Annotated in this window: 14 protein-coding genes and 1 tRNA gene; 9 read left to right on the top strand and 6 right to left on the bottom strand. The window is 36.8% G+C overall.

Annotated elements, in window-relative coordinates:
• The first annotated feature begins 9 nt into the window (after positions 1-9).
• Positions 10-588: a DUF4112 domain-containing protein gene (locus tag CSB87_RS05325; protein WP_031953177.1), complete on the top strand. Its 579-nt coding sequence runs from the start codon at positions 10-12 to the stop codon at positions 586-588.
• Between the two features lie 39 nt (positions 589-627).
• Here the strand turns inward: CSB87_RS05325 and htpX are convergent, their stop codons facing one another.
• Complete coding sequence (gene htpX, locus CSB87_RS05320; protein ID WP_002048489.1) at positions 628-1,533, bottom strand: protease HtpX; 906 nt, start codon at positions 1,531-1,533, stop codon at positions 628-630.
• A 257-nt stretch (positions 1,534-1,790) separates the two neighbouring features.
• The gene (locus CSB87_RS05315) at positions 1,791-2,657 is read right to left on the bottom strand and encodes a lytic transglycosylase domain-containing protein (RefSeq protein WP_002048562.1); all 867 of its coding nucleotides are present in this window, start codon (positions 2,655-2,657) and stop codon (positions 1,791-1,793) included.
• 504 nt (positions 2,658-3,161) lie between these two features.
• On the opposite strand from CSB87_RS05315, the gene ttcA reads away from it, so the two are divergent.
• Both ttcA and CSB87_RS05300 read left to right on the top strand, forming a co-directional pair.
• Complete coding sequence (ttcA, locus tag CSB87_RS05305) at positions 3,162-4,067, top strand: tRNA 2-thiocytidine(32) synthetase TtcA (protein ID WP_002048552.1); 906 nt, start codon at positions 3,162-3,164, stop codon at positions 4,065-4,067.
• Between the two features lie 208 nt (positions 4,068-4,275).
• Positions 4,276-4,659, top strand: a complete 384-nt coding sequence (locus tag CSB87_RS05300; protein ID WP_001110719.1) for an SCP2 sterol-binding domain-containing protein — start codon at positions 4,276-4,278, stop codon at positions 4,657-4,659.
• 91 nt (positions 4,660-4,750) lie between these two features.
• Here the strand turns inward: CSB87_RS05300 and CSB87_RS05295 are convergent, their stop codons facing one another.
• Complete coding sequence (locus tag CSB87_RS05295) at positions 4,751-5,863, bottom strand: transglycosylase SLT domain-containing protein (protein ID WP_031946851.1); 1,113 nt, start codon at positions 5,861-5,863, stop codon at positions 4,751-4,753.
• A 372-nt stretch (positions 5,864-6,235) separates the two neighbouring features.
• Here CSB87_RS05295 and greB point away from each other — a divergent pair, with 372 nt between their 5' ends.
• The 3 genes from greB to CSB87_RS05280 all read left to right on the top strand — a co-directional run bounded on the left by greB (position 6,236) and on the right by CSB87_RS05280 (position 8,292).
• Complete coding sequence (gene greB / locus CSB87_RS05290) at positions 6,236-6,730, top strand: transcription elongation factor GreB (RefSeq protein WP_002048569.1); 495 nt, start codon at positions 6,236-6,238, stop codon at positions 6,728-6,730.
• A gap of 89 nt (positions 6,731-6,819) precedes the next feature.
• Positions 6,820-6,909 (top strand) — tRNA-Ser (locus tag CSB87_RS05285).
• Between the two features lie 168 nt (positions 6,910-7,077).
• Entirely contained in the window at positions 7,078-8,292 is a 1,215-nt protein-coding gene (locus CSB87_RS05280; RefSeq protein WP_000235462.1) for a tyrosine-type recombinase/integrase, read from the top strand.
• Positions 8,293-8,347: 55 nt separating this feature from the next.
• Here CSB87_RS05280 and CSB87_RS05275 read toward each other — a convergent pair whose 3' ends face one another.
• Positions 8,348-8,614 carry a helix-turn-helix transcriptional regulator gene (locus tag CSB87_RS05275; protein WP_000572501.1) on the bottom strand — a complete coding sequence of 89 codons (267 nt, stop codon included), beginning with the start codon at positions 8,612-8,614 and terminating at the stop codon, positions 8,348-8,350.
• A gap of 177 nt (positions 8,615-8,791) precedes the next feature.
• Between CSB87_RS05275 and CSB87_RS05270 the strand changes: the two genes are divergently transcribed.
• Positions 8,792-9,712 carry a hypothetical protein gene (locus tag CSB87_RS05270; RefSeq protein WP_000022452.1) on the top strand — a complete coding sequence of 307 codons (921 nt, stop codon included), beginning with the start codon at positions 8,792-8,794 and terminating at the stop codon, positions 9,710-9,712.
• 31 nt (positions 9,713-9,743) lie between these two features.
• On the opposite strand, the gene CSB87_RS05265 is transcribed toward CSB87_RS05270, so the two are convergent.
• Complete coding sequence (locus tag CSB87_RS05265; protein WP_000101621.1) at positions 9,744-10,481, bottom strand: hypothetical protein; 738 nt, start codon at positions 10,479-10,481, stop codon at positions 9,744-9,746.
• 184 nt (positions 10,482-10,665) lie between these two features.
• On the opposite strand from CSB87_RS05265, the gene CSB87_RS05260 reads away from it, so the two are divergent.
• The gene (locus CSB87_RS05260) at positions 10,666-12,393 is read left to right on the top strand and encodes a hypothetical protein (RefSeq protein WP_000344079.1); all 1,728 of its coding nucleotides are present in this window, start codon (positions 10,666-10,668) and stop codon (positions 12,391-12,393) included.
• A 121-nt stretch (positions 12,394-12,514) separates the two neighbouring features.
• Here CSB87_RS05260 and CSB87_RS05255 read toward each other — a convergent pair.
• A protein-coding gene (locus CSB87_RS05255; RefSeq protein WP_076611894.1) for an IS5-like element ISAba27 family transposase occupies positions 12,515-13,337 on the bottom strand; the annotation gives its coding sequence in 2 pieces (ribosomal slippage) (positions 12,515-12,955 and positions 12,957-13,337; 822 coding nt in all).
• Between the two features lie 316 nt (positions 13,338-13,653).
• On the opposite strand from CSB87_RS05255, the gene CSB87_RS05250 reads away from it, so the two are divergent.
• Positions 13,654-14,604, top strand: a complete 951-nt coding sequence (locus CSB87_RS05250) for a YagK/YfjJ domain-containing protein (protein WP_000284561.1) — start codon at positions 13,654-13,656, stop codon at positions 14,602-14,604.
• Positions 14,605-14,608: the final 4 nt, after the last annotated feature.

Here is a 14,608-nt window from a genome sequence, read left to right as displayed (position 1 = left end):
TTGATTTAGATGCCTCAAGAAAAAAAACTAACACAGCAGCAGGTCATCGCACTAGAACGGGACCTTGCCAAGTTTGCAACCATGATGGATAGCGCCGTCCGTATTCCTTTTACAAAGCAGGGTATTGGTGCCGATGCTGCTTTAAGTACTATTCCAATTGCTGGTGATGTTGCGGGTTTTGTCCTGACTTGCTACACCATATATAAAGCCAAGCAAATTGGTGTGCCACAGCACAAGCTTACTCCCGTCATAAAATTGGCTGTAGTCGATGCTGTGGTGGGGTGTGTACCAGTTGCAGGAACTATTTTCGATATTTTTATACGTCCTAGTAGAAAAGCATTAGATGTGGTTCATACCCATATTCGTGAAGAATATGCGATTCAAAGTGATATACATGTTATTCATCCGTATTTACATGAAAAGCTTGAAAAGAAACAGCAACAGTCAGCCTTCTGGCGTAATCCTGTTGTGAGTTGGCTATGGCTACATATACCGGATTTATTAGGGGTATTGGTGCTTGTTCTGATTGGTTTAGCAATGTGGTGGGGGATTAGTTTTCTTTGGGGACTGGCCCATCATTCAGGCTAATAAAAAAGCCTCCAACTGGAGGCTTTTTTATTTACTGTGTTATGGGCAATCTAACTGATGTAGAGCTGCGACACGCTGTTCAATCGTTGGGTGAGTTTGGAACAAAGCAGCTAAGCTGAAACCTTGTTCTTTACCTTCCGCAATCGCGAACGCTTTCATTTCTTTTGGCATTTGGTCTGGTAACTCTGTTTCAGCTTGCAAACGTAATAAAGCAGAAATCATTGCTTGTTTACCAGCTAAACGTGCACCGGCTTCATCTGCACGGTATTCACGGTAACGAGAGAACCACATTACAATAGCAGAAGCTAGAATACCGAACACGATATCTAAAACCATCGTAATGAGGAAGTACCCCATACCAGGTGCTTCATTGTCTTGACGACCAAAAACATTACGGTCGATAAAATCACCTACTACACGAGCAAAGAACATAACAAAGGCGTTTACAACACCTTGGATGAGTGCCAAGGTAACCATGTCACCATTTGCAACGTGACCAATCTCGTGCGCAAGCACGGCACGTAGCTCATCTTTGTTCATACGCTCAAGTAGACCGCTTGAAACGGCAACTAACGCATCATTTTTATTCCAGCCTGTTGCGAAAGCATTAGACTGATATGAAGGGAAGATACCAACTTCTGGCATATTAATACCAGCACGTTGAGAAAGTTCAGCGACTGTTTGCAATAACCAGCTTTCAGCTTGGTTACGAGGAGCATTTGGGTCAATCAGTTCTGTACCAGTAGTTTTCTTAGCCATCCATTTGGACATAAATAGAGAGACTAAAGAGCCCACCATACCAAACACAAAACAGATGACTAAAAGGTTGCCTAGATTTAAGCCACCCGCGCCATGGTAACTACCGACACCGAAGAGTGACAAAATAATGCCAGCTACAACCAGTACCGCGAGGTTGGTAAGCAAAAACAAACCAATCCGCATCATTGAGAAAATCCTCTTATAAATAAAATATTATCTGATTTATAAATTATAAATCACTCAGCTAATATGCGGCGCTTGGGGGAAAAATTCAAGGAAAAAATAAGGAATCGATACATTCTTTCCGGTATACGAATGTATTCAAATTAAACAGGTTATTTATAAGGCCCGTCTAAATACTAGGGTTGGGGTAATAGATCATTACAATTTTTAGACGATGGGCCTTATTAAAGCATGAGCTGCAAAGTATGCGGTTTTTAATTTTACTCAATTCTGATATGGGCAATTGCCGTTGCATTATTGGTGACATAAGTCCCTGTTGGTGCATCGGTATAGGTGCCATCAGACAATGTCACGATTTGGCGTGCAGAAGAATATTTAACAGGTTTAGCCGATACTTGTTGAGTTGTGGTGGTTTGGGTCAACTCTGGCTGATTTACAGTCTGGGTAGAAATATTTGAATTACTAAAAGATGAAAGGCTTACACCAGAAGAATATAAGTTTTGATATCGACTTGTGACTCGTCGTACATAATCTTGGGTTTCACGGAATGGCGGAATGCCGCCGTATTTATCCACGTTCCCTTCACCTGCATTATAAGCCGCAAGAGCCATTTGCGTATTGCCGTTAAATCGTTTGAGCAACCAACTTAGATATTTAGCACCAGCAAAGATATTTTGCTGAGGATCATAAGCATTAGATACGTTAAAACGGCGAGCAGTAGCTGGCATGAGTTGCATTAAACCTTGCGCACCCACAGGAGAGTGAGCATTCACATTAAAACCAGATTCGGTATGCATGACTGCCTTAATTAGACCTTCGGATACACCATGCTGTTGTGCTGCTTGTTTAATAATATGGTCAAAAGCATTTTTATTTTTGCTATAGCTTGGTAGAACAGAAGCTTCTGAAGCGCCCCAGTTTGTATAACTATGAATATTACTATCGGGGTAGTAAGTCACCTTTACTTTCTTGAGTGAATGGTCATAGCTTTTACGGTTAGTAAGTAAAGTGCTGCCATTTTTGTCTTGGTAAATGTACATTTGACCCGCTAAAGTCGGTGTTATACCTACCGAAAAAGTGGTCATCCCCAGTAAACACGAAAAAAGATATTGAACCGAATTTTTCATTTTATGTTATTCACAATTTTAAGGTATTCGTAACTAGTCAAAGAGTTTATCAAAAAATATTACAGAAAGAAGTTTTGTGTAATTTTTTTTATTTTTGCTCTTTTAAAAAATCAAGCTGTTTTGTTCGAATGATCATCAAAAAAAATTAAAAAAAATTTTTAAAATGATTCTATTGACTTGTCTAACTATTTGAAAATTAAAGGCAAAAATCATTGGTTAAAAAATGATCAATTTAAATAAAACCCTTAACAGAAGGTGAAAACAGTTTGTCAAGTATTAAGAAATCCACAATTTTATCCACAGGTTTTGTGGAAAACTGTGGAAAAGTCCAAAAAGTAAGCGTTTTGCGCAAAAAATGAACTCATCGGTCAAAATGGAGCACTGCTTTTGCATCATGCCTGAGCATTATGACGACTTCAAGAATTGAAACTATTCTTTTGATGCGATTCCCGTCCGAATCATATAAAATTGCGCGGTATTTTTATTTATGGGTATATCTCGTCTATGTACGCGCCAGTTGAGTCCAACGAAGGATTTAATTTTAAGCCTGAACTTCCAACAAGCTCGGCCTATTATCGTTTGCTTAAGAAGCTTCGCCGTCAAGTTGGACATGCCATCCGTGACTTCAACATGATTGAAGATGGTGATAAGGTCATGGTGTGTGTGTCTGGTGGTAAAGACAGTTATACCTTGCTCGACATTTTGTTGCAGTTCAAACGTATTGCACCAATCAACTTTGATATTGTTGCGGTTAACCTTGACCAAAAACAGCCGGGCTTTCCAGAAGATGTGTTACCACGCTATATGGAAGAAAATAACATTCCATATTACATTTTGGAAAAAGACACTTATACCATTACCAAGCGTTTAACGCCTGAAGGTAAAACATACTGTGCAGTGTGTTCACGTTTGCGCCGTGGTTCGCTTTATGGCTTTGCTCAAGAAATTGGTGCCACTAAAGTTGCGTTAGGCCATCACCGTGATGACATCATTGCAACTTTCTTCTTGAACTTATTCCATGGCGGTAGCTTAAAAGCAATGCCACCTAAGCTTTTGTCTTCGGATAAGAAAAATATTTTGATTCGTCCTTTAGCTTATGTTGAAGAAAAAGACATTATCAAATATGCCGAATTACGTAAGTTCCCAATTATCCCGTGTAACCTTTGTGGTTCACAAGAGAACTTACAACGTGCCATGCTTAATGAAATGTTGCGTGAGTGGGATAAACAATATCCGAAACGTTTACACAGTATTTTTGGTGCGTTACAAAACGTGTCTCCGTCTCAGTTAGCAGACCGTGATTTGTTTGATTTCGAAGCGCTAGATTCTCAGCGCGAGATCGACTTTAAAGACCCTGAAGAACTTAAAAAACGTTTAGATGTCGTGAACTTAAGTTTTGCTGCTGAATAAAACAATTAAGTAAGTCAATTAAAGGCACTTTATAAACAAGTGCCTTTAATGTATCAAAATACTAAAAAATGAATGTTCCGTACAAAAAGTCATAGCCCAACCTTAAAATTACATGCTATAACAACGCACAAGCAGAAGTGCTTCATATGATGTTGTCTGGATAGGCAACTAACTAGAGAAATTGAACAAATAAATTTGAGGAAGAATCATGCCTGCATTTTTAACTGATGATTGGTTTGCGACTGTCGAAAAATTAACTGCTGAAGCAGGTGATCTTAATTTGCCACCAGCTCTTGCGAATTTGGCAATTAATTTAGTAGTTACAGATGCTTCTGGAAATACCGAATTAGCGTTAGATGGGGGTAAAATCCAAAAAGGTTTGTCTTCAAATGCCAAAACAACTTTAAACATGGATGCTGAAACTTTACGTAAAGTATTCCTAGAGTTTGATATGGCTGCAGCTATGCAAGCATTCATGACTGGTAAAATTAAAGTTCAAGGCGACATGTCTCAGTTAATGGCTTTACAAACAGCTAAACCAAGCCAAGAACAAAAAGATTTGTTCAAGAAAGTATTAGAACAAACAGCTTAATTCTAAAAGAATTCATATAAAAAGCTTACCCCAAGAGGTAAGCTTTTTATTGATACAAACAATGAATTTATCAACTTTTAAAACAATAAAACTAGATATTGATTCGTGTTTGAGCCGTTTTAATATGCTCAAGATAAGCACGGATACGAGTCACATACTGTACCGCTTGTTTGTATCGACCATTTCGCATTTGATTGCGTTGTAAATAGTCATAGAGATTAACCCATTGGTTTGGGTCTTTTCCTTGGGTTTGTAAGCGCTTCTGGATCTGGTTGACTGCTCCCGGACCCATATTGTAGGCCACAAGGGCATACCAGTTACGATCTGGGTAGGGAATATCACCATACTCACTTAGCATGAGATCATAATATTTCGCACCGCCCTGAATGCTTTGCGCTGGATCGCTACGGTTACTTACACCCATTGCCCGAGCTGTACTGTTGGTTAACATCATTAACCCGCGTACGCCTGTTGGTGAAACAGACTCTGGCTTAAGATACGATTCTTGATAGCTCATTGCTGCAAGCAAATGCCAATCTAAATCATACTTGGCCGCGCTTTGTTTAAAGCTGGCTTTGTAAATAGGTAGACGTGTACTTATATCACGTTGAATCGTCGACCAAGACTCAGGTTTTACAACGTTACGGTTGTAAAATGAAGCCAGTTGTTGAGTCAGACCATTTTGCTTGCTTTGACAAACAAAACCACTGGCTGTTTGTGTAAGAGGATCATCTGCTTGTTTAAACACCCAGCTTAAATCGGGATTTAATCCATTTTTTTGCAAATTTACGTTGTCACCACAACTTGCAGAAAAAGACATTAAACCTTTGTTCTCGATTGAGCTTAAGCTCGCGGTCGTCATGGCAAGATTTGCTTTACCTTGCTGGACCCACTTGAGTGCGGTGGCGTTATCTGCCACGATTTTGAAGTCCAACTTTACATTTAAGCTTTGCGCATAGTTACGAGCCAAGTCATAACCGAAGCCATGTAAAAATTGATCTTCTTTAAAAACAGTAGTTGGGCTTTCTACAGCAACTACAGTTAATGTGTTGGTGTTAACTACAGTATTGTACTGTAGGGTTTTTCCTGCATTAATACTATGAAAGGGAAAAAACATAGTGCTGAGTGCAAGAACTTTCAATGGGAGAGAAGAAAATAAAGAGCTAAGGCCAAGCCTCGACCCAGAACTTGAATTACTGTGCATGTTGTCTCCGCTACAGATAATTTATGCCCTAAAAGCCAGACAAAAAGCTGCCATAACTTTTAAAAGTTGATAAATTCAATAAGGGGTGGGCAGTCATGACGTCATTCAAAATGACATGAAATGAAAAAAATAAACTATGTAGAAAATCTACAAAGTTTTTGGTTGGGTTAAAAAATACTCAACATTTAAGATGCGCGCATCATAATCTTCAAAAAAAAGATTGTCAAATTTTGAACAATTAAATATTCGATATATCAACATAACAACATGAATTTATTAAGGAAGAAAATTTATACACTTCTGATATGAGTAAATAGGGTATAAAATGCTACATCTTGTAAGCAGTATGTTGTTCATCAGTGGTTTTTTATCATGAAATCTAACTTAATCACTCGGTCAGGACATGACAAATTAGTTGCTGAATTAAAACAACTTTGGCATGAAGAACGACCAGAAATCACAAAGAAAGTGAATTGGGCGGCAAGCCTTGGCGACCGCAGTGAAAATGCCGATTATCAGTACAATAAGCAGCTGCTTAGAAAAATTGATCGACGGGTACGCTATTTAGGAAAACGTTTAGAAGAGTTAAAAATTGTCGATTATGCTCCCGAGCAAGAAGGCAAAGTTTACTTTGGCGCTTGGGTCGAAATTGAAAATGAAGAAGGTGAACAAAAAACTTTACGTATCGTAGGGATTGATGAAATTTATGATCATCATCCTCAACATATCTCGATTGAGTCGCCAATGGCACGTGCACTCTTGAGTAAACAAGTCGATGATGAGGTTGAAGTGCACACTCCTTTAGGTAAAAAGCTTTGGTATATCAATGCAATTCGTTATGAAAAGCCTAAAAATGATGAAATTTAAATAGATTTGTTTTTATTTTGAGCGTGTGAATTAAAAATTAAATAAAAGATTTGCCAACTTGCATTTTTGTTTATATTATAGCGCTCGTTGGAAGCGTGGCAGAGCGGTTTAATGCACCGGTCTTGAAAACCGACGAGGGTGTGAGTCCTCCGTGAGTTCGAATCTCACCGCTTCCGCCAAATTCAAGTTTCTGACACTGTTTAACACTATATAAGTTTATGATTTATAAGGTTAAAGTTGGAAATATACGATATGACAAGCCGTGACGCACTACGCCAATCGGTAGTTATAAAGTAGTAAAAAATGCAGTAAGATTATTTCTTACTGCATTTTTTTATGTCTGAATTATGGCGACTCGTGGAATCAATAAGCTTAGTGCTTTACAAGTTAAAAAAGCTAAACCTGATCCTGACAAGATGTATAAGCTGTCTGATGGGGGAAACCTGTACCTGCGTATTGATCAGAGTGGTAGCAAGTACTGGATATTCAATTACACACGTCCATTTTTAGCCAAACGTAATGATTTATCTTTAGGTACTTATCCTGAAGTTTCACTGGATGATGCTCGCACTATTCGTGATGAATATAAGAAGCTCATTAAGCAGGGCATCGATCCAGCAATGGAGCGGATTGAAACCAAGTCCCAGAAACAGAAAGAAGCAGAAAATACCTTTCGTATTGTTGCTGAAGCATGGCTATATAAACGTGAGCTAGAGCAAAAACAGGATGAAGAGACGATCCGTCGTTTAAAGCACGATGTCTATCCCTATATTGGTGATTTAACCTTTCCACAGCTTACCTTGGAAATTCTTGAGATTAAGGTCTTTAAGCGCATTATTGAACGTGGTGCATTGTCAGTTGCCAAACGCCTAAAATCGGACTTGAACCAGATATTTAAGTCAGCACGTAAAAAGAAGCTGATTCAATACAATCCTATTGAGGATATTGAACTGCCCAAACCACAGGGTGGGAACTTTGCAGCCGTGACAGAGGAGCAGGAACTAGCTCCAATGCTCAATAAAATTTGGAACTACTCCAAACTTTATCCACGTTGTTCACATATCACACAAGTGGCGTTAAAAATCTCCGTGTTGACCTTTCAGCGACCTGGGGAGATACGCAAGCTGAAAAAGGAGTATTTCTATTGTGAAGAAAGATGCTTTAAATTTACAGCTAGTAAAACCAAGCAGCTTCATATTGTACCATTGTCAGATCAGGCCTTTGACTTAATTGATTCAATTATTGATCTGCACCCATACAGTGAATACATTTTCGTGGGTCGGGATGGTAAAACTTTTATTTCTGATAATACGATTAACTCAGCGTTAAAACGCTTGGGCTATGCTGGGAAGCAAACGGCACATGGATTACGTGCAACCGCACGAACCATGTTGGATGAAATATTAGAACAACGTGTAGACTTTATTGAGCATCAATTGGCACATAAAGTAAAAGATAATAATGGTACAGCCTACAATCGAACCAAATTTTTAAACAATCGTCGGGAGATGATGCAGGAGTGGGCGAATTACCTAGAATCATTGCTGGATCAGCAACAGTAAAAAGATGAAAATCCAATGATAAAAAAATAGCCTGTCAAACGACAGGCTATTTAATTTATGCTGCTTTAAGCTCTTTGAGTTCAAGCCATTCAATAATCTGGCTTTCAGCCCATGTGGGCATACTTGCTGTTAAATAGGTAGGTTCAGGAAAATCACCCCGACGAATCATTTTCCAGAAGGTGGATTCTGCAATATTCAATATCCCTTTGGTTGCAGGCTTATAAGATAGCTTTCGTCTGCGACCACCACGATCTACATAGTCCTTGGCAGGGCGTTCAGGGTAGTTGACTAAGTCTTTGACACGATAATGCTGTTCTATCATTTTCCACCTCTAGGATTTTATACACATAAATATTAACAGTATGAAAGTATTGATATTGAACATTGCATACTTTCATATGGCTCATGATAGACAGTGGTATACAGTGATAAAAGAACAGTGCATAATTATAAAAAAACATTACTATTATACATTGTTAACATATTGGAATATAAAAATATGTCTATTATAAAATTTGAAGACTTAAATGAATTGGAACAGGAGTTCATTGATTGTCTGTTTACTTATTATGAATCCAGTTTTTTACAAAATGAGGCATGTGGAAATATAAAAACAGCTGATGAGCCAGAAAAAAGAATCATCGTTGCTGAGTTAAGCGATATACAGCGAAAGGTGCTGAACGAGCGACTACACCTCAATGATTTAATTCTGAAAGAAATAAATGAATTTCATCAACTGATTTTAGGTGAGAATACTGTCATTTCACCTATGCAGATAGTAGTACTATTGGAACAGCTAAATGCATTAAAAGACGAGTTTGATACGCTTTCAAATACAATTCAAAAAAAACGTTATAGTGTCATTTTACAGGCTTATCAGGCTCTGGATGAAAATATTTGCACCCAACGCAATTTAAAGATTTTGAAACGAATGAGAGGTATTCGGGCAGTCAAAGTTCGTAATGATAAGAATGTATACCCACGGCATCAAATTCTGTATCGGGTTTTAAGGGATGAAGCTCATAAAAATGGTCGGTGGGAGAATTTATCACAGGCGGTAAAATCAATTTTGCCAATACTTAGACTTGAATATCAAAAAAATAATCTGGTCTGGATTCAGAATGAAATAGATTCTAAGCTGGCATTGATTGAAGAATTGGAAAAGGGACGACTCATTAATTCCCATAATAAACAGAATGAAAATTATCATGGAAAGGTTTATCAGAATCGTAAATATCAGAACAGGATCGACAAACTTCAGTTAGAAATAAACGAATTAATCATTGCTCAGAAGTCAACTGACCCTGCTTTGCTGCTGGGGAAAAAAATACCCTATAACACCATTTATAATGATGAAAGTATTCTTCACCACTTAAGGGATTGTACTGAACTGTTACAGGATATTCTTATTCAAAAGTGATAAGAAGTACTCATAAAAAACAATCATCAGCTTATTCATTACCAAAAGTATCAGAAGCAATTTGATCAACGGATAGGTGCCTGATTTGCTCTAGCTGAATATTTTTCTGTATTTCCTTTAAAAACTGGAGTTTTAATTTCTGAATTTCACTGGCGTCCTGAAGGGGGCTATTGGTTAATTCATTAATGGTAATTTTACTGTTGATTAATTCATTAATGAGATACTTCTGGATGACTTCATCCTGTTTGCGTACCTGAAGCTGTTTAATATAAAGCATTTTATCAAGGGCTTTGATGCGTTGGTTCAATTCCTCAATAATCATGTCTTTTTCATTTAATTTTTGCTTATAGGGTGGAGGGAGCGTTTGCTTTGCCTCATACGTATTCATCAGGAATTCTAGACACTCTGCCTCAGTTTTAAGTTTGAGCTTTTCAGTCAATGCCTCCATTTTTTTGGCTGTATGTGAGGTTAGATAAAATTGCTTTCTCACATTCGCATGATTTTTCTTGGAATATTTGAAATTTCTGAATCTATTTTTTAGATCGGAAAAATATTTTTCATTGAGTAAAAGTACCCATTGATTCGTTATTTCTGCTACGAGTAATGGGTGGATCATGGTTTCGATGGGCTGAATTTGCAATCGTCCATCAGGAAGCTGAACTATCTGCAGTAGTGCCTGCTCTTTGTTACATTCGTGCTCTAAAAACAAGGATTTTAATGTCTGATCTTTATCAAGCCATTGTTGCAATGTCAGTTGTTTTCTTGCCATTTTGATGTTCTATGATGTTTGAAATTCTAATATGATTATAGATTTTAATTAAGGTGGAATAAACATTTCTAAATACGTTTAGTAAATGTTTATTTGTTTTAAATTTATTTTATAGTAAATATTTGTGCCTATCTAAAAATAATTCTAAAATTTACTAATAGCAATGTTGAATGAATAAAAATGTATGGATGAAATGACAGAAGAGCATAAGCAGCTCATTTTTAATTTTAATGAGTTATCACCACATAGATTAAGTTCCTACGCTAGACTGGTGCTGATTAAATTTATTAGTCTCTTTGGTACACAAAAAACCAACGATTCATTGTTGGAATTGTCTGAAAAGATAGGTGTGCAACATAAAAAATTAAAACTGGTATTGGAGGAGTTATCAGGCTTTGAGATATTGGAGTTTTCATATCCAGAAACAGGTCGGCGGGCAAGAGTTAGAACAATACAGCTGAATTTAGATTATTTAAATCTGCTATTGAGTAAAGTTAATCAACATGAAACATCCCATCATAGGTATGTCCGCCTTAAGAGAGCGATTAAGCAGTTTGACCTTTTAATGCTTATTTTAATCAAATTATCTCAAGTCAGAGTGACCACTAAAAAGTTTGATTTACTACCCGAACAAAAACTGGATTTTAGGGTATTGTTGACATTATCAAACTTGACTCGCTCATGTGATGCTTATGGGGTGATACGTAATATAGGTACAACACAACTGGTTGCTAAAACAGGGTTAAATAAGCAAGCAATATTTGATTCGATCTACTTTTTGAAAAAGATAGGTCTGCTTCGGGTACATGTGCATGGGACGATCAATAACAAATTTATAAAAAATATAACGCCAACCTACGTGTTGAATTTATCTCATACCTTTTGGGGTAATCATGCTCGGTATGGTCGGTTTTATATATTGGAAGCGAGTGAAAGACATCATTTTGAAATAAAAATGATTGCTGATATTTTTACGGTAATTTCTGAGCAGGTGCAGCCGTTGGATTCTGACAACTCACGCGATCTCAATCACCTTACGACATTGGTTCTTAAGGGGCTTGATTCAGATAAAATCAACATTATTTCTGGAACAATGATTGAGCGTATCCAGTCTTCATCACAAGTTCAGGAGACGATTTCTAGTTTCATTAAAGAATGTCTAATTCATTATTTGCAATTACAACAATGCCATCAGGAACAAGGAGATTTGACAGTATTTGCAAAAGTGTTCAAACAAGCATTAATCAATAAAAAGAAGCAACATATCAAGTTGAATGATTTGGATTCAAATTTGACAATGATGCAATGCTATTTTGAATCATGGTGTTGCAGACTGCTTGATCAGCGGGGTTTACGTCAGCATATCTTACAAGGTTCACTGTTATATGGTGTAGATATTTTAAATCGGACTACAATTGAAAAAGATATTTATCCTTTTGTCTTTCAAGAAAAATACCGTTTGGAATTGATTACAAATCCTGACTTAATCAGAAACAGCGATCCAGATGCGGACATCCAAATACAGATTCAGAAGCTAGAGAAACAGGAGCAACGGTTCATCCTAGAATTCTTATTATTTTGTTTGAATTTGATTGCCAAAAATCAGATTTTACCATTTTTAAAAAGTACGCGAAGACTCAGTCATGTAGCAGGCAAGTTTTTTCAAATTATACCAAAAGTCGAGTCGCAGAAAATGTATAGTTGTATCTATGTGCCCGATTCAACACTCACTAAAGATGAGTTTTTTCTGATCGATATCCCTCATCCAATTCGTGGGAAAGAGGAGGAATATTCGAACGAAGACTATTTGCTGAAATTCATTGAACCTAGTGTTGATGACATGAAAAAATATGGATTGCTGGATCAGTTTTATACAGGAGGAACTGAATTGCTGAATAAAAAAGTAGCGTAAGTTTAGCTTCTGTAATATTCCCATAATTTGGTTATTCTCGCTGTATGGCGCAGTGGTGTAATGGTCAGTCTAGACAGGTTTGCTTAACAGGTAATATATATTAGACCTCTTGCGAAAGTCGTTATTGCAAGTTCATCCGATTTACCAGTGCAGCGATTAAGTTAATGCGTAAACCGAATCTTTTCCGTCTATTTCGATAGCGTTCACTTAATATTCTAAATGTTTTCAATTGACTATTAATATGTTCGATCACAACTCGTATTTTTCCAATCATTTTATTGTACTTTTTCTCAACATCAAATAAGGGTAAATTCTTCTTTTTCTTTATTGGCATCAATAATTTAAAGCCATCTTGCTCTAATCCGTAGTACCCTAAATCGGTCATAACATATTTACAATGTTTGAATTTTTTAACCGTTCTTCTTGCCAATTTAATGTCATGCTGACTGCCATTCGATATATCTAGCCCTATGATTTGTTTGCTGTTCGGATGATAGATCACTTGTGCTTTTAGCGTATGTTTCTTCTTTTTACCACTGTAGAACTTACTCTGATTTTTTTTTCGGACGTTCTATTGAACATTCTGTCGCATCAATAATGACCCAGTTAAACTGTTCGTCTGCTGTGGTAATGCTTCGTTTTGGCAGAGTAAACCGTCTTGATTTCATCAATGCATCTTCAACCTTTTTAATGGTTCGATTCACATTACTTTCAGCGATATGGTAATTTGCAGCCAACTCCAATTGAGTGCTGTAATTCCGTAAGTAATTGAGTGTTAATAATAATTGATCCTCTATAGCTAAAGTATGAGGACGCCCAGATTTCTTTTTAAGTGATTCTACTTCTTTTAAAACTTCGATCATTTCACTAAAAACTGGTCGAGGTACACCAACCAAGCGCTGGAATTCAGAATCTGAAAAACGATTTAATTTCTGATATCTCATGAAATTTAGATTGAGGTGGTTTTTACTTTCGCAAGAGGTCTATTATTATCTATTAATAATATAAACAATAACTTATATCGTTGATTAAATACAGTGAGTTATTTAGTTAAGTATAGCCCATACTCAAATGGGTTATAGACAATGTATCAATATCAAATCACTAAAAGCATTCTAAATTAACCCTATAGTATGTTCCAAAGTCTCTAAGCATGTTCAGCTAAGCAGGATGACCACAACATCCTGCTTTAGAATCATGATCAGTAAAATTTTACATCTCTCACTTAGATATGAACCTTATGTTTCAGTGAGAACCTAAATGTACCAGAATAATCCATTAGAAAGTGAATCATCCATTCTTATCTCAATCGAAGATTTTATGGTTAGTACATGCCATGAGCAATTTGTTGATGATCATGAAGAATTCAAGCGAGAGCTGTTGGATGCTGTGTGTGCTTTTAAGGTGATTTACAGAGAAGATTTTACTTATTCCAGAATCATTAATGTTTTCAAAAGAGTGATTAATCTCGTAGATTACATTATGGATAAATTGGACTCCCATCTTTATGAAGATATTTTACGATTTGAACTAAACCACATCTTCCATATTCAAGGCATAATTCAACATGAGATGAAAAATACAATACGAGAACAATTCGATTTTCAGCGTCAAGAACAACGTAATCGCTTTAAACTGGAATGCTACCTAAATAAACTGCTTACACACTATGCTAGATTACAGTTTGTTCGAGTAGATATCTCTATTCTTAAAGAATATCAAATCCATTGGGGTATTCAAGACTTTAAGTATGCATTGGATATTCTATGTAATCGTATGTCAAATAAAGATACCTGTTTTAAGCACTTACAAGGTTATGTATGGGCATTAGAGCAGGGTGTAGAAAAAGGCTATCACTGCCATTTATTACTCATCTATGATGGGAATAGTCGTATAGAGGATTCAGGTTTAGCAAAACTGGTGGCTGAGTATTGGAAGCACATCACCAATCAACAGGGTACTCACTACAACTGTAATACCAAAGACAACAAGGAAAAATTTGATAAAAATGGATTGCTTGGGGTTGGAATGATTCATCGTGATCAACCAATACAAGTTACAAATGCGATTCGTGCAGCGATGTACTTGGTCAATCCTGAAAAAGAAGATCAGCGCTTACGGGCTAAAACCTCTCCACAGATGCGGACTTTTGGTACAGGTCAGTTTGAAGTAAAATGGCGCAGAGATATTGAACAAAATGAGTCATTATGATATT

Source organism: Acinetobacter sp. AR_0276 (assembly GCF_003000705.1).
Classification (GTDB): Bacteria; Pseudomonadota; Gammaproteobacteria; order Pseudomonadales; family Moraxellaceae; genus Acinetobacter; species Acinetobacter nosocomialis.
Note: the sequence above shows the minus strand (reverse complement) of the source record. Positions and strands in the feature narration are given on the sequence as shown.